Annotated in this window: 16 protein-coding genes; 12 read left to right on the top strand and 4 right to left on the bottom strand. The window is 72.8% G+C overall.

The annotated features are described in order from the left end of the window. The first annotated feature begins 157 nt into the window (after positions 1–157). The 4 genes from ACWGR4_RS21255 to ACWGR4_RS21240 all read left to right on the top strand — a co-directional run bounded on the left by ACWGR4_RS21255 (position 158) and on the right by ACWGR4_RS21240 (position 6,445). On the top strand, positions 158–1,294 hold the full coding sequence (locus tag ACWGR4_RS21255; RefSeq protein WP_452129063.1) for a sensor histidine kinase: 1,137 nt from the start codon (positions 158–160) through the stop codon (positions 1,292–1,294). Further along, entirely contained in the window at positions 1,291–1,941 is a 651-nt protein-coding gene (locus tag ACWGR4_RS21250) for a response regulator (RefSeq protein ID WP_380008194.1), read from the top strand. The genes ACWGR4_RS21255 and ACWGR4_RS21250 overlap by 4 nt, the downstream gene beginning before the upstream one ends. A gap of 847 nt (positions 1,942–2,788) precedes the next feature. Beyond that, on the top strand, positions 2,789–3,034 hold the full coding sequence (locus tag ACWGR4_RS21245) for a hypothetical protein (RefSeq protein WP_452129064.1): 246 nt from the start codon (positions 2,789–2,791) through the stop codon (positions 3,032–3,034). 399 nt (positions 3,035–3,433) lie between these two features. Further along, positions 3,434–6,445 carry an NACHT domain-containing protein gene (locus ACWGR4_RS21240; RefSeq protein WP_452129065.1) on the top strand — a complete coding sequence of 1,004 codons (3,012 nt, stop codon included), beginning with the start codon at positions 3,434–3,436 and terminating at the stop codon, positions 6,443–6,445. Between the two features lie 6 nt (positions 6,446–6,451). Here ACWGR4_RS21240 and ACWGR4_RS21235 read toward each other — a convergent pair whose 3' ends face one another. After that, the gene (locus ACWGR4_RS21235) at positions 6,452–6,793 is read right to left on the bottom strand and encodes a glyoxalase superfamily protein (protein WP_380008188.1); all 342 of its coding nucleotides are present in this window, start codon (positions 6,791–6,793) and stop codon (positions 6,452–6,454) included. 150 nt (positions 6,794–6,943) lie between these two features. Between ACWGR4_RS21235 and ACWGR4_RS21230 the strand changes: the two genes are divergently transcribed. Beyond that, the gene (locus ACWGR4_RS21230; RefSeq protein ID WP_452129066.1) at positions 6,944–8,317 is read left to right on the top strand and encodes an NADP-dependent succinic semialdehyde dehydrogenase; all 1,374 of its coding nucleotides are present in this window, start codon (positions 6,944–6,946) and stop codon (positions 8,315–8,317) included. Between the two features lie 6 nt (positions 8,318–8,323). On the opposite strand, the gene ACWGR4_RS21225 is transcribed toward ACWGR4_RS21230, so the two are convergent. The 3 genes from ACWGR4_RS21225 to ACWGR4_RS21215 all read right to left on the bottom strand — a co-directional run bounded on the left by ACWGR4_RS21225 (position 8,324) and on the right by ACWGR4_RS21215 (position 11,691). Further along, positions 8,324–9,205 (bottom strand): acyl-CoA thioesterase, encoded by an 882-nt coding sequence (locus ACWGR4_RS21225; RefSeq protein WP_126643663.1) that lies wholly within the window; start codon positions 9,203–9,205, stop codon positions 8,324–8,326. Positions 9,206–9,301: 96 nt separating this feature from the next. Then, the gene (locus ACWGR4_RS21220; protein ID WP_452129067.1) at positions 9,302–10,990 is read right to left on the bottom strand and encodes a penicillin-binding transpeptidase domain-containing protein; all 1,689 of its coding nucleotides are present in this window, start codon (positions 10,988–10,990) and stop codon (positions 9,302–9,304) included. Between the two features lie 158 nt (positions 10,991–11,148). Next, entirely contained in the window at positions 11,149–11,691 is a 543-nt protein-coding gene (locus ACWGR4_RS21215; RefSeq protein ID WP_380008176.1) for an arsenate reductase/protein-tyrosine-phosphatase family protein, read from the bottom strand. A 146-nt stretch (positions 11,692–11,837) separates the two neighbouring features. On the opposite strand from ACWGR4_RS21215, the gene ACWGR4_RS21210 reads away from it, so the two are divergent. From ACWGR4_RS21210 to ACWGR4_RS21180, 7 genes are all read left to right on the top strand, one after another. Beyond that, positions 11,838–13,136 (top strand): DUF5685 family protein, encoded by a 1,299-nt coding sequence (locus tag ACWGR4_RS21210; RefSeq protein ID WP_452129068.1) that lies wholly within the window; start codon positions 11,838–11,840, stop codon positions 13,134–13,136. Between the two features lie 333 nt (positions 13,137–13,469). Then, positions 13,470–14,279, top strand: a complete 810-nt coding sequence (locus ACWGR4_RS21205) for a glycosyltransferase family 2 protein (RefSeq protein ID WP_452129069.1) — start codon at positions 13,470–13,472, stop codon at positions 14,277–14,279. Next, positions 14,276–15,799: a glycosyltransferase family 2 protein gene (locus tag ACWGR4_RS21200; RefSeq protein WP_452129070.1), complete on the top strand. Its 1,524-nt coding sequence runs from the start codon at positions 14,276–14,278 to the stop codon at positions 15,797–15,799. Before ACWGR4_RS21205 ends, ACWGR4_RS21200 begins: the two co-directional genes overlap by 4 nt. After that, complete coding sequence (locus tag ACWGR4_RS21195) at positions 15,796–17,178, top strand: hypothetical protein (protein ID WP_452129071.1); 1,383 nt, start codon at positions 15,796–15,798, stop codon at positions 17,176–17,178. The genes ACWGR4_RS21200 and ACWGR4_RS21195 overlap by 4 nt, the downstream gene beginning before the upstream one ends. After that, entirely contained in the window at positions 17,175–19,925 is a 2,751-nt protein-coding gene (locus ACWGR4_RS21190; protein WP_452129072.1) for a glycosyltransferase family 2 protein, read from the top strand. Before ACWGR4_RS21195 ends, ACWGR4_RS21190 begins: the two co-directional genes overlap by 4 nt. Beyond that, entirely contained in the window at positions 19,922–20,266 is a 345-nt protein-coding gene (locus ACWGR4_RS21185) for a hypothetical protein (RefSeq protein WP_452129073.1), read from the top strand. Before ACWGR4_RS21190 ends, ACWGR4_RS21185 begins: the two co-directional genes overlap by 4 nt. Beyond that, the gene (locus ACWGR4_RS21180) at positions 20,263–21,102 is read left to right on the top strand and encodes a polysaccharide deacetylase family protein (protein ID WP_452129074.1); all 840 of its coding nucleotides are present in this window, start codon (positions 20,263–20,265) and stop codon (positions 21,100–21,102) included. The genes ACWGR4_RS21185 and ACWGR4_RS21180 overlap by 4 nt, the downstream gene beginning before the upstream one ends. The last annotated feature ends 19 nt before the right edge of the window (positions 21,103–21,121 follow it).

Here is a 21,121-nt window from a genome sequence, read left to right as displayed (position 1 = left end):
CCCGCGGGTTCTATGTTGTGGCCGCCTCTCCCCCCTCACCCCCCCCGGGCTTTGTAGGGCCGGCCCCTTCCCCGGCGGGGGGGGGGCCCCGCCCCCCCCCCCCCCCCCGCCGGCGCCGTTCGTGCGACCTGCGCCCGAGGCCGGTTACCGTGACCTGGTGAGCATCCGCGCCTGGTGGGCGAGTCGCCGCTCGTTCGGGTTCGATGTGCTGGTCGCGGCGATCGCCGTCGCCTCGGGACTGACGCTGCGCATGGGGCGCGATGCAGGCCTGGTCGGCTGGCCGTACCTGCACCAGGTGAGCGCGGTGCTGAGCGGTGCGCTGCTGCTGTACCGCAGACGTGCGCCGTTCGGCTCGGGCGCCGCGATCTGTGTGGTGGGGCTGGTGTATCCGACCCACGCGCTCTACTTCGCGGCTTATGCCGCGGGGGCCTGTGTCGAGGACCGACGGCGTGCGTGGGGGTTGATCGGAGGTCTCGTGGTGGCGGCCACACAACCGTGGAGCCGGCCGGCGCCGCTGGACGTCGTCGCCGCCGCGAGCCTCGCGCTGGTCCCCGTCCTGCTCGGCCTCTACGTCGCCGCGCGCCGCCGCCTGCGCGCGGATCGGGCCGAACGGGTGGTTCGGGAACGCGAGTTGGGCTTCGAGCGGGTGCGGTTGGAGGAGCGGGCCCGGATCGCGGGCGAGATGCACGACGTGATCACCCACCGGGTCAGCCTGATGGTGCTCCAGGCGGGCGCGCTGCGCACCCGCGCCCGGGACGAGGACGTACGGACATCGGCGGAGGAGTTGCGCCTGGTGGGGTGCAAGGCGCTGGAGGAGTTGCGCGGGCTGGTCGCGGTGACCCGGTCGGAGCGGCAGATGGGCTCGGTGGTGGTCGGCCCGCGTGCGGTGCTCGACGTATCGGACCTGGTGGCCGATTCGCGCTCAGTGGGCATCCCGGTCGACCTGGTCACCCTCGGCGAGCCGCACCCGACCTCGCCCGTGGTCGGCCGGGCCGCCTACCGGGTGGTCCAGGAGGCGCTGACCAACGTGCACAAACACGCGCCGGGGGCGGGGGTGGACATCCGCCTGCACTACGTGGGCGACGAGGTCCGGATCACCGTGCGAAACTCGGCTCCCACCCGGGCGGTCGACGTCGCCCTGGGTACGGGCGGCAGCGGCCTGCTCGGTCTGCGCAAGCGGGTCGAGTTGGTGGCCGGGACGTTGCGCACCCGCCCACTGCCCGACGGCGGCTACGAGTTGCTGGCCATACTGCCCGCCGGCGCCACGACCACGACCACCGGAGAGCCCGCATGATCCGCGTCCTGCTCGTCGACGACGAACGTATGGTGTGCGCCCACCTGCGCACGATTCTCGGCGTGGCCGACGACATCGAGGTGATCGGCGAGGCGTACGACGGCGCCGAGGCGGTCGAGTCGGTCCTGCGCCATCGACCCGACCTGGTCCTGATGGACCTGCACATGCCGGGCGTGGACGGGCTGACCGCCATCGAACAGATCGTCGACCTGCCGGGCGCGCCCAGGGTGATCGTGCTGACCACGTTCGGGCTGGAGCAGTACATCCTGCGTGTCCTGCACGCGGGGGCGGCCGGCTTCCTGCTCAAGGACACCCCGCCGGAGGACCTGATCGGCCTGGTCCGGGTGGCCATGGACGGCCACACCGTGCTGTCCCCGGCGGTGACCCGCGACCTGGTGACCGCCTCCTCCGGCCGCAACGCCGCCCGTGAACGCGCCGCCCTCGCCGTCGCGTCCCTGACCGAACGCGAGGTCGAGGTGCTGACCTGCATCGGAGAGGGCCTGTCCAACGCCCAGACGGCGGAGCGCCTGTTCCTCAGCGAAGCCACGGTCAAAAGCTACGTCTCCCGAATGCTCACCAAACTCGCCTGCGCAAACCGCACCCAGGCAGGCCTGCTGGCATACGACGCGGGCCTGATCCGGCGATAGGGACGGCGTGGGCCGGCTGTGGGATGGGCCGGGGCGGGGGGAGCGGGCGCCGGGTGAGAACGGCGGGTGCGCGGGTGAGGTGGGGCGGGCGGATGGCGGGTGGTCTGCGGGTGAGGGGTGCAGGTCAGACGGACAGGCCCCGGGGCCGGGGTCGCGAGGTGAGCGCGGCGGGAAGGCGGAGTCGCAAGGTGTGTGTCGGGGAGGCGGAGTCGCGGCGCGAGCCGGTCGGGCAACCGGAGCCGCGAAGTGAGCGCGTCGGGGCCGAAGTCGTGTGTGGCGGCGTTGCTTTGTGTTGGGCGCTTCAGGCCGGCTCGCGAGGGACCACTTTTTCCTTCCCCCGCTTTGCGACGCAAGCGGCGCGGAGGTTGTGCGTCCGACCCGGCAGCGAGGCCACCCGATCCCTGACTCGGACCGATGCGGACACGCGGTTGGGCTCCTTACGGGGCGGCGGAGGGGTGCGCCGCGCGATGACGGGGATAACCTCGCCATCCGTGGTGACGACGTAGTCGGCCGCGCGCTCCGCGGGGGCTGCTTTGACATTCGCCGCTTCCTTGCGACGCGGGCGCTCCGGGAACTACGCCGACCCACCTGACAGGGTCGAGCGGCAACGGCCCCGCTCCCGTTCGGGGGCAGGGTGTCGCCTTCCCTGCTACTTCGGCGGCTCGGCCTGGATGGGACGCGCTTCCCGGCAGGAGGACGCCGCTGTCGATGTCGCCGGCGATGTAGGCGGCGAGTTGCCGGTACGGGTAATCCCGACCGTCGTAGTCAAGCGGGCGCGCTTCCATGCCGACGAAGGACCCCGCGCCGGTTCGAGCCTCGCAAGCCCGAGCCGACCCCGGCCCGGTCCATGTGGCGCGACTTCGTACTGCCCACCCCCGCCGACGACGACCCGCCCACGCAGGACTCGGCAACCGTCGTCCGCCCCTACGTGACGACGTCGGAAGAACTCGCCGCATGGCGTCGACAGTGCGCCGAAGCAGAAGCGGCCGAGGAACAGCAGCAAGCGGAACGGCGCGCCGAACTCGCCGAGGCATCGCGCCGACCCGCCCAAGGCGGGACCGTCGCGGCACGCGCGGCGGGGGTGATGGCGTGATGCCGGCGCCGACCTACCGTCTGTGCTGCCGCTGCGACGTACATGAGGGCCTTGTCCCGGTACAGGTGATCGAGTCCGGGCGCGGTGCATCCGGCTGGACCTCTACGCCTGCACCGAGCACACCCTCTCGCTGCGGCCCCCCATCCTGCTCACATCGCGACTCCGCCCCCGCCCACCAGCGACCAGATCGCCACTGAATGCCTCGGCCCGAAGTGCCCACCTCCTCCCCGACAGTGCCGCCTTCGCCCGTGCGGTCACCGACGTCGATGACGGCGTTCCGGGTCGACGACGGGGGGTGAGACGCCGGTCGTCGAGTCGGCGCGACTCGAACGTTGGGCGCTCATACTGGGTGCCACGGCTTGGAGTGCACGGTCGATGTGGGGATCGGGGCGGAGCGCGGTGGATCCGGTGCAGGGGCGGTTGTTGGCGACGGCGATCGGGGGTGCGTTGCGGCGGTTGACCGCGCCGCCGGCGGGGGCGCGACTCGTGGATGCGCCCGTGCGGATGGGCGGGCGGGTTGCGCGGCGGCGGGAGCGGCGCGAGGTGCGTACGGCCGACGTGGATCGGCTGACCCGCACACTGACCCTGCGACTGGCCGATGTCGAGCCGGACTTCGCCCGCCTGGCGCCGGCCGAGGGTGAGCGCATCGTCGCGGCGGTCGTGCGCACCCTCGACGGCACGGTGACCATGGACGACGTCCAGGCCGCGGGCCTGGATCCGGCCGCGCTGCGGGTGCGGATGGAGGCCCGTGTCGAGGCGTCGGCGGAGCGCTCGGCGCCGCTGTACGGCGTGTTGCTCGACGAGTGTTGCGTGCAGATCGTGGACTTCTTCACCAAGCAGCCGGAGTTCCTGGCCCGGACCATGGTCGAACAGGCGTCGGGCCAGGCCGAGTTGTTACGCCGGGTGCCGGAAGCCGAAGCGCTGGACGAGGAGTTCGCGCGACGCTACCGCGCCGGCCTGCGGGCGAAGCTGGACCAGGCCAGACTGTTCGGGGTCACCGAACTCGATCCGGAGGACAGCACATACGAGTTGACCACGGCCTACGTGAGCCTCGTGGTGCAGACCCGTCGCGACCCGAGGCCGCTGCGGCGGTGGGACGACGAGGCGGCGCAGGCGGACACCACGCGCAGCCTCCTCGAAGACGCCCTCGCCCGCCGCGACCGCATGGTTCTCGAAGGCCCGGCCGGATCGGGCAAGAGCACGCTGCTGCGCCGGCTCGCGGTGCACGTGGCGTCGGGCGAGCTGCCGGACCGGCTGGCGTCCTGGTCCGGGCGGGTGCCGTTCCTGTTGAAGCTGCGGGCGATGGTGGTGGACGACCGGCTGGTGCTGCCGAACGTCGCCGACTTCGTCACCGCGTCCGGGTCGACGCTGGGCGGCGAGCAGCCGCCGGGGTGGGCGGCCCGCCGGCTGCGGGCGGGGCGGGCCGCGGTCTTCGTCGACGGCCTGGACGAACTGCCCGAGGAACACCGGGCGGACGCCCTCGACTGGGTGGAACAGCTGTGTGTGGACTATCCGGACGCGGCCTACCTGCTCACCTCCCGACCCCGGGTGTTGTCCGAGCGGCGGCATCGACGGTTCCGGGAGGCGGGCTTCGTCGCCGGTGAACTCCAGCCCATGTCGAGCGCGCAGGTCGAGCTGTTCGTCGACCGCTGGCATCGCGCCCAGCCCGGAGACCCGGACGATCTCGCGGCTTGCGCCGAGCAGTTGAAGCACACCCTGGACAGCCGCCGGGACCTGGCCCGACTCGGCACGAACCCGCTGCTGTGCGCGCTGATGTGCGCCCTGCACCGACACGCCGACCAGGCGCTCCCCGAGGGCCGCACCGAGTTGTACCGATCGGCGATGGCGATGCTGCTCGGCGGCCGGGAACGAGCGCGGCGCATCTCCACGAGCCGGGTGCGTCTCCAGCCGACGCAGATGGAGAAGGTACTGGCCGCGCTGGCGATGTGGATGACCCTCAACGGCCGCCGATCGATCCCGGATCGGGTCGCGACGTCATGCGTGGCCGACGTGCTCACCCGATTCCGCCAGACGGTCGAACCGCCCTACACCGCGAGGGAGGTGCTGGACAGCCTGGTCGACCGCAGCGGCCTGCTCCAACAACCGGAGGTGGACGTCTACGAGTTCCGACACGCAAGCTTCCAGGACTACCTGGCAGCACTGGAGATCATCCGATCGGAACATGTGGACCATCTGCTCAACCACGCCCACGACCCGCTCTACCACGACGTGTTCATCATGGCGGTCGGTCGGACACAGGACGATCCGTCGCGCCAACAGGAGTTGCTGGACGGGCTGATCGCCCGAGCGGAGGCGGCTCCGGAGCACGGGATGCGGTTGTGGCTGTTGGGCGCCGCGTGCGTGTCGGGGGTCGGCATGGTGGATCCGGGGCGGGCGGCGCGGTTTCGGGCGGAGACGACCGACTTGCTGCCGCCGTGGGATTGGGACGCGGCCGGTCTGTTGGCGGGCGCGGGTGAGTTCGTGGTGGATCTGCTCGTCGACGTGGCTCGGAGCCGGCATGTGTCGGACGACGAGGCGTGCAACATCCTGCGTACCGCCCAATTGATCGGCGGCGACGATGTGATTCCACTGATGGCGTGCTTTCGCGGCCGGAGCGCGATCTCTGTTCGGCGGATGCTGATTCAGGGTTGGCAGGCGCCGAGGGATCGGGAGCGGTATTACGAAACCGTCCTGAAGCATGTGGACTTCGGCACGTGTTCCGTTCCGGTTCCGGATCGCGCGGCTCTGGAACTCCTGGCCGGCCGGATGGATCTGCGGAACATACAACTGCCTGTCGCGATGTCGGAGATCCCGATACAAGCGCTGGCTGCCCTCCCACGCCTGCGCATGTTGTACGTCACCGACACTCGGATCACGGATCTGCGCTCGTTGGTGGAGTTACCGCAGCTGGTCGGCCTGTCCATGGGGCGGGCGCAGTTGGCCGATCCAATGGTGTTGGCCCGGCTTCCCTGGATCACCACCGTCATGATCAATGGGCCGCTGGACGATTCGGAAATCCTGCCGGATGCCCCGGATTTGCGCACACTCTCCCTGGCCGGCACGCGGATCGCGGATGTGTCGACACTGCCGAAGTATCCGAAGCTGGAGACTCTCGACCTGCATCGCTCTCGCGTCCGGGATCTGAGGCCACTGTGTGGCCTACCCCTCCTCGCGGACCTGCACATCGACAAGTCCCCGGTGGAGGATCTGTCTCCCCTGGCGGCGTTGTCCCGCCTCGCCTACCTGAGTATTCGGCGTTGCCCGACGTCGGATCTGACCTCTTTGGCCGCCCTCCCGGCCCTGACCGGCCTTCGGATCGACGAATCCCAGCGACAACACCTCGGCGCCCTCGCCGAGCACGTCGCCACCGGCCGGCTCACCCTGGACGTCGCCGCCACGCTGGACGACTGACTCCCCTCATCCCTCCGACGGCGTCGGCGTCGCCACCCGCAGCCGGTTCCCGTCCGGGTCCCGCAGATGCACCTCCCGCGCCCACGGCTGCTCCTCCACCGCCACGCCGAATTCGCGCGCCGGCTCATCCACGTCGGCGACCCACACGTAGACCAGCGTGTCCGGGGTCGCATCGCCCGTGTGTTCGCTCAGGAACAGCTTCACATCACCCCTCGCAACCTCGACGAAGGCCGGGAGGTGCGGCTCGAAGCGGTGCTCCCACTGCTTGACAAAGCCCAACCGGCCGTACCAGGCAACGGACACGGCGGCATCGACCACACGCAGGATCGGGATGACTTGTTCCCTCATGCCGTCCACCCTCGCAGCCCGCTCCGACATCCGGCCGGTTCCTCGCCGAGTGCCGTGTCATCCGGGGGCCAGAGGGTAACGGGTCGGCGGAGGCAGCGGGCGGTCCGCTCGGTGCCCATCGCACTCACCATCCGCATCCGTGGAGGACCCATGGCCATCGCGTCCGTCAATCCGGCGACCGGGGAGACGATCGAGGAGTTCGCCGAGATTGGGGAAGCCGAGATCGAGGCTCGGATCGGGCGGGCAGATGAGGTGTTTCGGGGGCATCGGGGGGACTCGTATGACTCTCGGGCCCGGTTTATGCAGCGGGCCGCCGATCTGCTGGATGCGGAGCGGGACGAGGTTGCGGCGGTGATGACCGCCGAGATGGGGAAGACGCTGGGTGCCGCTCGGGCCGAGGTGGGCAAGTGTGCTCGGCTGTGTCGGTTTTATGCGGAGCGGGCGGCGGGGTTTTTGGCGGATGAGGCGGCCGATGCCGATGCCGTGGGGGCGCGGCGGGCCTATGTGCGGTACGAGCCGCTCGGGCCGGTGTTGGCCGTGATGCCGTGGAACTTTCCGTTGTGGCAGGCCATGCGGTTCGCGGCGCCCGCGTTGATGGCGGGCAACACCGGGTTGCTCAAGCATGCGTCGAACGTGCCGCGTACCGCGCTGTACATGGGGGAGTTGTTCACCCGCGCCGGGTTTCCCGAGGGGGCGTTCCAGACGTTGTTGATCGGGTCGAAGCTGGTCGAGCGGGTGTTGTCGGATCCGCGCGTGGTGGCCGCGACGCTCACCGGCAGTGAGGGGGCCGGGCGGTCGATCGCGGCGATCGCCGGGCGCGAGTTGAAGAAGACCGTGCTCGAACTGGGCGGCTCCGACCCGTTCCTGGTGTTGCCCTCCGCCGATGTCGAGGCCGCCGCGCGGACCGCGACCACGGCGCGGACCCAGAACAACGGGCAGAGCTGCATCGCGGCCAAGCGGTTCATCGTGCACACCGACGTGTACGACGCGTTCGCCGAGGCGTTCACGGCGAATATGGCCGCACTCCGGGTCGGCGACCCCACCGCCGAGGGCACCGACGTCGGCCCGCTCGCCCAGGAGCAGGGGCTGCGCGATGTCACCGAGCAGGTCGAGGACGCCCGGGCCAAGGGCGCCCGGATTCGGTGCGGCGGCGAGCGCCCGGCCGGCCCCGGCTGGTACTACCCGCCGACCGTGGTCGCCGACCTGACCCCGGACATGCGGATGTACACCGAGGAGGTGTTCGGGCCGGTCGCCGGGCTGTACCGGGTCGCCGACCTCGATGAGGCGATCGACCTCGCCAACGCCACCGCGTTCGGCCTCGGGGCCAACGCCTGGACCACCGACGAGGCCGAACAGGACCGCTGCATCGCCGAGTTGGCCGCCGGGGCGGTGTTCGTGAACGGCATGGTCACGTCCTACCCCGAACTGCCCTTCGGCGGGATCAAGTCCAGCGGCTACGGCCGCGAACTCGCTGCGCTCGGCATCCGCGAGTTCTGCAATGCCAAGACGGTCTGGGTGGGCTGAGCGGCGCTACCGCTGCCGGATCACCGCCTCCTGCACCACCGAGGCCACCAGTACGCCGTCGTGGTTGTAGAACTCGCCCATCGCCAGCCCGCGCGCGTCCTGCGCGGACGGGGATGCCTGGGCGAACAGCAGCCACTCGTCGGCCCGGAACGGGCGCAGGAACCACACCGCGTGGTCGAGCGAGGCCATCTGGAGCGTCGCCGGGTTGGTGATGTACGGCTTCGCGGCGGTGCCGGCCAGGGTCAGGTCGGACATGTAGGTCAGCCCGCACACGTGCAGCAGCGGGTCGTCGGGCAACTGCTTGGCGGCGCGCATCCACACCCGCTGGTGCGGGATGCCGTCGACCATGTGGGTGCCCGGCGAGCGGTCCTCCGGGACGAAGCGCAGGTCCATCAGGAGCCGGGTCTGCGACTCCTCGTAGTGCGCGCGCTCCTCGGCGGACAACTTCTCGTACGGGTCCGGCAGGTCCTCCGGCAGTGGTACGTCGGGCATCGCGCGGCGGTGTCCGGGGGTGTCCTCGGCCACCTTGAAGGACGCCGACAGGGTGAAGATCGCCGCGCCGTGCTGGACGCCGGTCACGCGCCGGGTCGCGAAGGAGCGCCCGTCGCGGACCCGGTCGACCTGGTACACGATCGGCGCCGTGGTGCTGCCGGGGCGCAGGAAGTAGCTGTGCAGCGAGTGCACGTGCCGCTCCGGGACCACCGTGCGGCCCGCCGCGACCAGGGCCTGTGCGGCGACCTGGCCGCCGAAGGCGCGCAGCGGGGCGCCCGCGTGGCACCAGCCGCGGAAGATGTTCTCCTCGATCTGCTCCAGCCGCAGCAGGTCGAGGAAGGTCTCGGCCCGGCCCGGGCCCTCGTCGGCAAGATCGTGTTCGCTCACCCTGCCCATGATGGACTACGGCCGCTCGGGCCGTCGCTCAGCCCGTCGACGGCTGCCCGCGCCGGGGCCCGGGCCGGTCGCCCGGCCCGTCGCCCGCGCCGCCGCTCAGCCCGCCGCACTCAGGAACGCCTTCACGATCGGTCCGGCCGACTGCCCGCCGGTCACCCCGCCCTCGACCCAGACCGCCACCGCGATATCGCCCCGGTAGGCGACCATCCAGCCGTTGTTGGGCCGACCGCCGCCGAGCGAGGCGCGCGCCGTGCCCTCGGTGACCACCGCGCGCATCAGTGTGCGCAACTGCCCGCTCACCGCGGGGGACAACGAGTTCGGGGCCCGCCACAGGCCCTCCTGGTCGGTGAGCAGGTGCGGCTGGCGGAAGGTGCCGGACTTGGCGGTGGCCACCACCGAGGCCATGGTGAGCGGGTTCATCTGTACCTGCCCCTGGCCGATCATGTTCGCGGCCTTCATGGTGTCGTTCGACGCGGCGGGCACCCGGCCGTCGAACGAGACGATCCCGGTCTTCCAGTCGCCGCCGATGCCGAAGCAGTCGTGCGCCATGGTGGACAGGTCCGCGCCGCCGAGCTTGCCGGACAGGTTGGCCATGGTGGTGTTGCAGGACTGGGCGAAGGCCAGCTTGAAGCTGCCCTCCGGGAACGCGCGGCCCTCGGAGTTGGTGAACCGCATGCCGCCCGCGTCGGCCGATTCGGGGCAGCCCACCTTCTCGTCGATGCCGACCGCGCCCTTGGACAGCAGCGTGGCGGCGGAGACGATCTTGAACGTCGAGCCGGGCTGGGTGGTGGCCAGGAAGGCGTTGTTCTGACCGGCGGCCGGGTTGTTGGCCACCGCGACGATCTCGCCGGTACTGATCCGCACCGCCGCCAGCGACGCGGTCCGCGACTCGCCCTTGACCGCCCGCTCGGACGCCGTCTGGAGTTTCGCGTCGAGCGTGGTGGGGATCCCGCCGTCCCGGGGCGCGGCGGTGACCGGCTCGCCGAGCGTGGCGAGTTGTTTGACCGGGGTCCGGGTGGCCGCGTCGACCAGCCGGACCACGCCGCCCGGCTTGGCCTGCTCGCCGGGCTTGGCCTTGCTCGCCAGGCCGGTACGGATCGCGGCCAGGGACGGGTTGTCGGTCGGGGAAAGTGCCGTACCGTCCTTCGCCCGCAACACGTCGCCGCCCACGCCGCCCTGGTTGGGCGCCAGTTCGAGCGAGGTGCCCGAGGTCAGCTCCGGGTGCAGCGTGGCCGGGGACCAGGCGACCAGGTAGCCGCGATCGGTGCTCTTGGCCACGTCGAGGGTGCCCGTGTACGACCAGTCGCCGGCGGATCCGAGGGTCAACTTGGCGGTGAACGGCACCGGGACCGTCCCGTCCGGCCGTGCGGGGGCCGGCTCGCCCGCGGTCAGCGTGCGGGCGGTGACCTTCAGCCCGTCGTTCAGGGCCGGCAGCGCCGTGGACGCGGCGGTCACATCACTGGTGAGCCGAGCCGCGCGGGTCCAATTGCCCGCCTGCCATTCGCCGAGGAATAATCGCGCGGCGTTGCGCGGGCTCTGCTCGGCCCGAGCCGCGGTCTCGCTCGACCGCGCGGTCGGGGTCGAGACGTCGTCGTCCTTCAGGAACGAATAGGCCCCGTAGCCGGTGCCGAGGACCAACACCAGGGCCAGGACCAGGAAAATCCAACCGCCCCGGCGTCCGGCCCCGCCGTGGTCCGCGTCTTCGTAGTCGCCGAATCCGCCGCCGTACTCGCGCTCGTCGCGCTCGTCGGGCTCTTCGCTCCGGTAGTGCTCTGCGTCGTGCATGCCCACCCCCATGCGGTGCCGCCGGCTCCGGCGGCAGGGGCGTGAGTTTACGGGCCCGCCAAAGAGTCGGTGGGCGCCAAGGCCCTTTTGTCGCCGAGGGGAAAGCGCACTTGTTCGAACAAGGAGTCGCTCGGCGACCCGCGGCGGACGCCCCGGGATCACGTCGTCAGCAGCGCCGCCAGCCGGGTCGTCAGCTCGTCGGCCCGCGCCGCCATCACCCGGAACGACTCGATCGGCTCGCCCATCGGGTCGTCGAGTTCGTCGGCGGGACGGGCCAGTCGGCTCGCCGGTCGCCGCGCGTCCACCCCGGCCACCCAGTCGGCGAGCGGCAGTGCGCCACGCGGGCCGAACGCCTCGCCCAGGCGCACCAGTTCGCCGAGCAGGAAGGTGCGCGGCAGGGCGTCGGCGGCAAGGGCGTCGATCGCCCAGTGGTGCTCGCGGGACATGCCGATCACCAGGTCGGCGGCGCGCAGCAGCTCGGCGGTGAGCTTGCGGCTGCGGTGCACGGGCGGGTCGATGCCGTGCTCGATCAGTACCAGCGCGCTGTTGTCCGCCATCGGCCGGGCGTTCCAGTCGATGGTGCCCGCCGAGGACACCTCGCTCGGCAGCGCGGACCCGGCCAACCGGCCGCGCAGCATGGCCTCGACGACGGGGGAGCGGCAGATGTTCCCACTACATACGACCAGCACCGATGCAGTCACGCTGCGGATCCTAGAACGCCGCGAGCGCGGTCCTCGGGTCGCCCCCGGGGCGGATCCCGGAGCGGATCCGTACGGGGATGACCGGTGATCAGTAGGCTGACCGCGCTGAGGGGGCCAGGAATCGGCGCAGTGAATGGGGCGAGGGCTTGTTCGGGATCATCCGGCCGTGCCGGCATCGACTGTCGGAGAAGTTGCAGAGCGAGTGGATGGCGCACCTGTGCGGCATGTGTCTGGCGCTGCGGGACGACCACGGGCAGGCGGCGCGCGTCGCCACCAACTACGACGGGTTGATCATCTCGGTCCTGGTCGAGGCGCAGTCCGCCCGGCCGACCGCGGACGGGCGGCGCAAGGCCGGTCCCTGTCCGCTGCGCGCGATGCGCCGGGCCGAGGTGGCCATGGGCGAGGGGGCGCGGCTCGCGGGCGCGGTGTCCCTGGTGCTCGCGGCGGCGAAGATGCGCGACCACATCGACGACGGCGACGGGGTGTACCGGCGGCGCGCGGTCGCGGGCGGCGCGCGCCGGGTCGCCGAGCGCTGGGCCCGGCAGGGTGCGGGCACCGCGCTCGACGTGGGCTTCGATACGGCCGTGATGGTCGAGGCGGTGGACCGGCAGGTCGAGGTCGAGGCGCTGGCCGGACCGGGCGGGTCGGTGCTGGTGGTGACCGAGCCGACCGAGACGGCCACCGGCGCGGCGTTCGCGCACACCGCGGTGCTGGCCGAACGGCCGGACAACGCCGAGTCGTTGGCCGAGGCGGGACGGTTGTTCGGCCGGCTCGCGCACCTGCTCGACGCGGTCGAGGACGTCCACGCCGACCGGGCGGCCGGCGCGTGGAACCCGCTGTTGGCCACCGGGACCGGGCCGGACGAGGCGTACCGGCTGTGCCGCGACGCAGCGACCGGGATTCGACTGGCCCTGGCCGAGGTCGAGTTCGTCACGGGCGCGCTCGCCCACCGGCTGCTCGTGCACGAGGTCGACGAGGCGATCGACCGGTCGTTCCGGCACGCGGGCTTCCCCGTCGAGAACCCCGCCTGCGCGGTTGGCGGCAAGCACGGCAGTGGCTGCGCCAAGCACGGCGAGCGGGCCGAACCCCGGCTCGCCGCGCGCCCCGACGGGTCCTGGCCGAACCAGCCGCCGAACCAGACGCCCACCCAGCCGCCGCCCGGCAGCCCGTACGACCCGAACAGCCCGTGGGGTCCGCCCGGCGGCCCCACCCCGCCCCCGCCGCCGCCCGGCGGGCACAACGTGTTCGTCGCCTGCGCGATCTGGGCCGGGCTGTGCTGTACCTGCCAGTGGTGTTGCCGGGAGACCTTCGAGGACCCGTGCACCGGTCAACAGCGGCAGGGGTGTTGCCACAAGTGTGACTGCGGGGACTGCTGCGACGGATGCGACTGCTGCGGCAACTGCTGCGAATGCGGCGAATGTTGCTCGTGCGACTGCGGTTGCTGAGCGCGCCGGACCACACGCGGGCGCTCGCGTCGATCTTCGCGCGGGCGCCCGCACCGACCCGCTGCCGGGCGCTCCCGCCGGGCGCGCCGTATCCGACAAGGCATCGGAAAGCCGAGAAAGTTCCCGAACTGGCATTCGACGGGAAAAACGCCCAACCGTAACGTCTTGGCAAAGCATCTTCGGTCCGATTGACCCTGCTTTCGCCGCCCAACCACGATCAGCGATGACCGGGTGTCGTGCGATCGGCACCCGGTGTCACCGATCTCGGGCCGGTTCCGCCGGCCCGATGCCGTGTGCTCTCCGGGGCACGCGGCAGACGGGAGGGGGCCGTTCATGCACGACACGACGCACGCGACGCACCCGAAACGCCCATTGCCCCGGATTGCCGAACTGCCCGGCGGCGCACCGGTACGAGCCGGACAGGCACCGGCCGACCCGGTGTCCCGGGACCGGGTCACCCTGGTCGTGCCGGCCCGCAACGAGGCCCGCAATCTGCCCTGGGTGCTCCAGCAGATACCCGAAGGCGTCGACGAAGTCCTGCTGATCGACGGGGACTCCACCGACGCCACCTCGCTGATCACCCGCCGCTACCTGCCGGCCGCCCGGGTCATCCCGCAGTCCGGCCCCGGCAAGGGCAGCGCCCTGCGCACCGGATTCCGGCACGCCACCGGCGACATCATCGTCACCATCGACGCCGACGGCAGCATGTCGCCGCACGAGATCCCGCACTACGTGCACTTCCTGAGCAACGGCTACGACTTCGTCAAGGGCTCCCGGTTCGTCGTCGGCGGCGGATCGCTGGACCTGACCGCGGTCCGCAGCCTCGGCAACCACGCGCTGATGGCCCTGGTCAGCCGGCTGTACGGGTATCGGCTCACCGATCTGTGCTATGGGTTCTGCGCGTTTCGCCGGTGCTTCCTGGAGCACCTGGACCTGCGCGCGACCGGCTTCGAGATCGAGGCCGAGATGATCGTCCGGGCCCTGCGCGCCGGACTGCGGATCGCCGAGGTACCCAGCCTCGAACTGCCGCGCCGGAGCGGCCGATCCAACCTCAACGCGCTCCGCGACGGACACCGGGTGCTGCGCACCGTTTTGCGCGAGCACGCCGGCGCCCGCCCGAAGCGAGCGGGGGAGGACGCTTGACGCCCCGCCGAGATCCCGAACCCGACCCGAGGCCGCTGATCCCGAGGCAGCGCCCGGCCGAACCGAACGCCCCGCTGCCCGGCCCGCGCCCACCGGCCACGCCGACCCCGATCGCCATCCCGCGCCCGGCCTCGCCGACGGCCGCCGCGCCGACCGCCGCCACGCCCACGGACGAACGGCCCGCGCCACCGGCCGAGTCCGCCGCGCCCGCCGAGTCCGCGCCACAGGCCGAGTCCGCGCCACCAGCCGAGTCCGCCGCGCCCGCCCCGGCTCCACCCGTCCCACCCCCCGACCTCGTGCACGTCCGGGTCCTCGACCTCGTCGCCGACGCCGGGCCGAGGTTGAGCACCCCCGACGGCACCCCCGCCGACTGCCCCGCCGGCGCCATGCTCGCCCTGGTCCGGCACGCCGGCACCCCCGTCGGCCTGCTCGACCTCGAACTGCCCACCCCCGGCCCGGATCGGCTGATCGCCTGCGCGACGGCCCGCTTCGGCACCCCCGCCGCACCCGACCACGCCCCCGGCCCGCCCGCCCCGCGCGGTACGCCCCGGGTCAGCGTGATCGTGGCCACCCGCGAGCGGCCCGAACTGCTCGCCGCGTGCCTGCGCACCCTGCTGTGGCAGACCTACCCCGACATCGAACTGATCGTGGTGGACAACGCCCCCACCACCAACCGCACCGCGAGCGTGGTCCGCGGCGGTTGCGCCGGCCTGGTGCGCTACGTGCGCGAACCCCGCCCGGGACTGGCCCTCGCGCACAACCGGGGCATCGCCGCGGCCACGGGCGAGTTGCTCGCGTTCACCGACGACGACGTCCTGGCCGACCCCGGGTGGGTCGCGGCCCTGGTCGCCGGCTTCGCCCGCGTGGGCCGGCCCGCGTGCGTCACCGGCCTGATCCTGCCCGCCGAACTGCGCACCCCCGCACAACTGATGCTCCATCACCACGGGGGCTTCGCCAAGGGTTTCGAGCCGATCCTGTACGACCCCCAGGCACCGCCCGCCGACCCGCTGTTCCCGTTCACCGCCGGCCGCTTCGGCTCGGGCGCCAACATGGCCTTCCGGGCCGACGTACTGCGCGCGATGGGCGGCTTCGACCCGGCCACCGGCGTCGGTACCCCCGCGTGCGGCGGCGACGACCTGCTCGCCTTCTTCCGCACCATCGTGCGCGGACACCGGATCGGCTACGAACCCGGCGCGCTGATCTGGCACCGACACCGGGCCGATCGGGCCGCGGTGGCCGCCCAGGTGCGCGGGTACGGCACCGGTCTGGGCGCCTACCTGACCGCCGCCGTACTGCGCGAGCCGCGCACCCTCGGCGCGCTCGCCCGACGCACCCCCGACGGCATCCGATACGCGCTGGCCCGGACCCGCGCGCCCGGGCGGACCGACATCCCCTGGCCCGCCCGGCTGGCCACGCTGGAGCGCCGCGCGCTGGCCGCCGGCCCGCTCGCGTACCTGCGCTCGCGGGTGCGGATGCACGGTGTGCGCACGCCCTGGGAACAGGCGGAGTCCGGCCGGTGATCCAGGCCGGGCTGCGCCGGTCGGCCCGACTCCGGGTGGACCCGCTGCTGCGCAACGGGCATGTGCTGACCGTGGGTTCGCTGGTGACCTCGGCGTTCGGCGCGGGCTACTGGGCGCTGGCCACCCGCTGGTACGGGGACGCGACGGTGGGGCGCACCTACGCGGCGGTGTCCGCGATGATGCTGCTCTCCGGGCTGGGCCAACTCGGCTTGGCCAACGTGCTCGTACGCTTCCTGCCGCAGCCGGGCGCGGACCGGCGCGGGTTGATCCGCACCGCGTACGCCGCCGCGTTCGGCGCGACCCTGGTGGCCGTCCTCGGCTTCCTCGCGCTGATCCCGCTGTGCGCGCCGGGCCTCGGCTTCCTGCGCGAACCGGCGGCCGGCTGCTGCTTCGCGGCGACCACGGTGGCCTACGCGCTGTTCGCGCTCCAGGACGGCGCGCTCACCGGCCTGCGCCGACCCGGCCTGGTGGTGGGCAAGAACAGCGGCTTCGCGATCGCCAAGCTGGTCCTGGTCGCCGCGTTGGCCGCGTTGTTGCCCACGCTCGGCATCCTGATGTCCTGGACGCTGGCCCTGGTGTCGACCCTGCTGGTCGTCGACACCTGGTTGTTCGCGCGCCTGCTGCCCGCCCGGAAGTTCGTACGGGCGGCGGGCGTCACCCCGGGCTTCGACCCACGCGTGACCTCGCGTCCGCCCGCGGGCGACGACCCGCGCCCGCCGGCCCGTCACCGAACCCCCCACCCCGGCGCGCGATTTCGACCCGGAGCCGGGCTCGTGCGGTACGCCGGGGCGGACTACCTCGGCACGCTGTGCTGGCTCGCCGCGACCACCGTGCCGCCGATCATCGTGCTCGAACGCGTCGGCGCCCGGGAGAGCGCCTACTTCTCACTGGCCTGGGTGGTGGCGAACACGCTCTACCTGGTCGGACTCAACATGGGGGCGTCGCTGCTCGTCGAGGCCGCCGGCGGCACCGCCGGGCTCGCCGCCGGCTGCCGGCGGGTGTTGCGCCACACCGGGGCGCTGCTCCTGCTCGCGATCGGCGTCCTCGTCCTCGGCGCGCCGCTGGTGCTGCGCGTGTTCGGCCCCGGCTACGCCCGCAACGGCGCCGGACTGCTGCAACTGCTCGCCCTGTCCGCGCTGCCGCACCTGGTGGTCGCGACCGCGATCAGCGCCTGCCGGGTGTTGCGCCGGATGCGCGTCGTGGTCGCCATCCAGGCCGGCCTCGCGGCGACCGTACTGACCCTGACCGTCGTCCTGTTGCCCGCGCTCGGCCTGCTCGGCGCCGGCATCGCCTGGCTCGGCGCCCAGACCGCGACCGCGCTCGTGCTGCTCGCGGCCCGCCGGATCTGGCTCCCCACCGTTTCCGGGAGGCCCGCATGACGGAGACCCCACCGCGCACAAGGCGCCTGGCCTGGGTGGCCATCCGCGCCGAGGAGGCCGCCGCCAAGCGGGCCCTGGCCCGCGCCCGCGGCGCCGGCCCCGCCGTCGAGCGCACCCCGCCCCGCCCCACCCTGACCGTGGTGGTCTGCGCGTACACCATGGACCGCTGGGACGACCTCACCGCCGCGCTCGATTCGCTCCGGGCCCAGGACGAGGCGCCCGCCGAGGTCATCCTGGTCGCCGACCACTGCCACGAACTCGCCGCCCGCGCCAGCGCCGCGTTCCCCGACGTCACCGTGCTGCGCAACCGCGGCCGACGCGGCCTCTCCGGCGCCCGCAACACCGGCGTCGAGGGCGCGCGGGGCGACGTCGTGGCCTTCCTCGACGACGACGCCGTCGCCGAACCCGACTGGACCATGCGCCTGCTCGACGGCTACGCCGACCCGAACGTGCTCGGCGTCGGCGGCCGGATCCGGCCGAACTGGGACACCGGACGCCCGACCTGGTTCCCCGCCGAATTCGACTGGGTGGTCGGCTGCACCTACCGGGGCATGCCCGAACAGGCCGCGCCGGTACGGAACCTGATCGGCGCCAACATGTCCTTCCGGCGCAGCGTGCTGCTCGACGTCGGCGGCTTCCGCACCGACCTGGGCCGCGTCGGCACCCGCCCGCTGGGCTGCGAGGAGACCGAGCTGTGCATCCGCGCCGCGGCCCGACACCGCGGCGGCGTGCTCGGGTACGAGCCGGCCGCCGTGGTCCGCCACCGCGTGCCCGCCGCGCGCACCACCTGGCGCTACTTCCGGGCCCGCTGCTGGGCCGAGGGCCTGTCCAAGGCGGCGGTCGGCCGGCACGCCGGCACCGGCCGTGCGCTCGCCTCCGAACGCTCCTACCTGGCCTCGACCATCCCGCGCGCCCTGGTGCGCCCGTTCGCCCCGGAACCGGGCCCGCCCAAGGCCACCATCCCCGCGCTGGTCCTGGGCGTGCTCACCACCGCGCTCGGCTACGCCGCGGGCCGGGCGCGCGGTCTGGGGCGGGACCCGCTGCCCACCCCCGCCGCGCTCGCGTTCCGCGCGTTCGGCCGGCTCGCCCTGCCGCTCGCCGTGCTGCTGTGGATCCTGGCGATGCGGATGCCCGTCGCGGTGGACCGGATGGGCGGACTCGGGCTGCTCGACGTGCTGCCTGCCCTGTACTGGTGCGCGTTGGCCGTGCTCACCGTCGGCTTCGCGGTGAGCCTGCTCGACCGCACCGCCCGGACCGGGCGCTACGCGCTGTACACCGGCGCCCTGGTGACCATGCTGCACGCCACACCGGCGGTGCTGTACGAGCACCTGCGCTACGCGTGGGCCTGGAAACACGTCGAAGTGGTCGACCAGTTCCTGCGCACCGGCCGAACCCTGCCGGACGCGGGCGAGTTGGCGCCCTACCACCAGTGGCCCGGGTTCTTCTCCGCCGCCGCCACGGCCGTGCGCGCATCCGGCGCGCCCGACGCGCTGACCATGGCCACCTGGTCGCCGCTCGCCTTCGACCTGCTGTTGATCGGCCCCCTGGTCCTGCTCTACCGCACGCTCACCCGCAACCGGCGGATCGTCTGGGCGGCGGTGTGGATCTACTTCGCCACCGCCTGGGTCGGCCAGGACTACTTCGCCCCGCAGACCTTCGCGTTCGTCCTGTACGTGAGCATCCTGGCGCTGGTCCTGGACCGCGACCGGCGCCCGCTCGCCACCGTCGGACTGTGCACGCCGCTGGTGCTCGCCGTGGTCACGGCGCATCAGCTCACCCCGCTGATGCTCGTCGTCGCACTGGCCGCGCTTGCCTGCTCGCGCGCCCATCGGCCCGTTGCCCTCCCGCTGCTCGGGCTCACCGCGGTGGCCGTGCTCGGCTGGGACCTGACCGTGGCCCGACCCTTCCTGTTCGACCAATTCGGCTCCTCCTGGGCCCAGTTCGGCGACTTCAAGTCGAACGCGCATGCCGGCATGGTCAATCTGGGCAGCGCCGAACCGGGCCAGGTACTGGTCGCCCGGGTGGACCGGGCGCTGACCGCATGCGTCGCGCTGCTCACCGCCGCCGCGCCGATCCGCTGTCCGCGGCTGCGCCGCTCGCCCGCCATGCCACTGGTGCTGGCACCGCTGCCGCTGCTGGCGGCCGGTGCGTACGGCGGCGAAATCATCTTCCGGGTCTACCTGTTCGCGCTGCCCGCCGCCGCGTTCCTGATCGCCGGATGGCTCGCGCCGCTGTTCGGCGACCGGGGCCGGCCGCGCCCGCGCGCGGTGTTGCTGCCCGTGCTGTTCGCGCTGCTGCTCACCGGATTCGTGTTCGGCTACTACGGCAAGGAACGCCAGAACCACTTCGACGACGGCGAGATCGCCGCCCGGCAGTGGCTGGCCCGGCTGTCCGCGCCCGGCGACCTGATCGTCGCGGCGAGCAACAACTTCCCCGGCGCCTACGCCGACTACGAGCAACAGCGACACCGCTGGTTCGCGATGGAGACGCCCGCGCTGCGCGAGGGAGTGGTGCGCGATCCGGTGGCCGGGCTGAGCGCGCTGGCCGACGAGTATCCGGGCGACACGGCGTACCTGTTCCTGACCGCCGGCCAGCGGGCCGAGTGCGAACAGACCGGACTCCTGCCGGCGGGCACCCTCGGGCGCATCGACCAGGCGCTGTCCACCGCGCCCCGATTCACCCTGCTGATGCGCGACCGGGACGCGGTGATCTACCGGATCGGCCCACGACCGGGGCCCGTGCGATGACCGGCCCGATCCGGGCCCTGTGGCCCGCCGCCGCCGGGTGGTCGGCGTTCGGCGCGCTCGAACTGCCCGCCGAACACCCGCTGCGGGTCCTGGTCGTGGTCGCCTTCCTGGCCGTCGGACCCGGCTACGCCCTCGCCGGCGAGGGCGCGAGCGTCCTGGCCACGGTGGTGACCTCGGTGGCCGGCAGCGCAGCGCTGTGCGCGCTGACCGCCGAGGCATACCTGCTCGCCGGCGCCTTCTCCGCCCCGCGCGTGATCGGCACCCTCGCCGGCCTGACCACCACCGCGGCGCTGATCCGCACCGTCGTGCGTACGCACACCTCCCGAGAGGAGCTTCGATGAGATCCGAGGCCGCGGTACCGGTCCTGCTCTACCACGCGGTACGGGACGACCCGCCGCCGTGGATCGCGCCGTTCACCGTCACCCCGGCCGAGTTCGGCCGACACCTGGACCGGGTGTCGGCGAGCGGCCGGGTCCCGATCGGCCTGGACCGGTTCACCGAGGCCCTGCACGGCGGTCGCGACCTGCCCCGGGAGAGCGTGCTGATCACCTTCGACGACGGCTACGCCGACTTCGCCCGATACGCGCTGCCGCAACTGGTCGAACGCGACCTGCCCGTGACGCTCTACGTCACCACCGACGCGCTGTGGCCCACCCCGAACCTGGTACTGCCGCCGGCCGCCATGCTCACCTGGCGCGAGCTGCGCCGGATCGCCGACGCGCCGGGCCTGACCATCGGCGCGCACGGCTGCACGCACCGCGAACTCGACACCCTCCCGCTCGCATCGATGCACCGCGAGATCGTCTGTTCGCGGCAGCGCCTGGAGGGCGAACTGGAGCGCCCGGTAACCTCGTTCGCCTACCCGTTCGGCTACAACGACGCCGCCGTGCGGGCCGCGGTGCGGCACGCGGGCTTTCGTACCGCCATGGCGGTACGCGACGCGCACAGCTCGCGCGAGGACGATCCGTGGCGGATCTCCCGGCTGATGGTGCGCGCGGACACCGGGCTCGACCGCCTGGACGCCTGGCTGGCCGGTGTCGGCCCCCGGGTCGCGCCGTTTCGGGACGGGCTGCCCACGCTCGGCTGGCGGGCCTGGCGCCGGATCAGGGCCCGCCGGCGCGGCCGGCCCGATCCCTGGCACGAGCACTCCGACCCGGTGGCCGGCCGGGCCGGTTGAGGTGAGCGTCCGACCGGGG

It is taken from the genome of Embleya sp. NPDC055664 (assembly GCF_053618075.1).
This window is presented reverse-complemented; position numbering and strand designations above follow the sequence as displayed.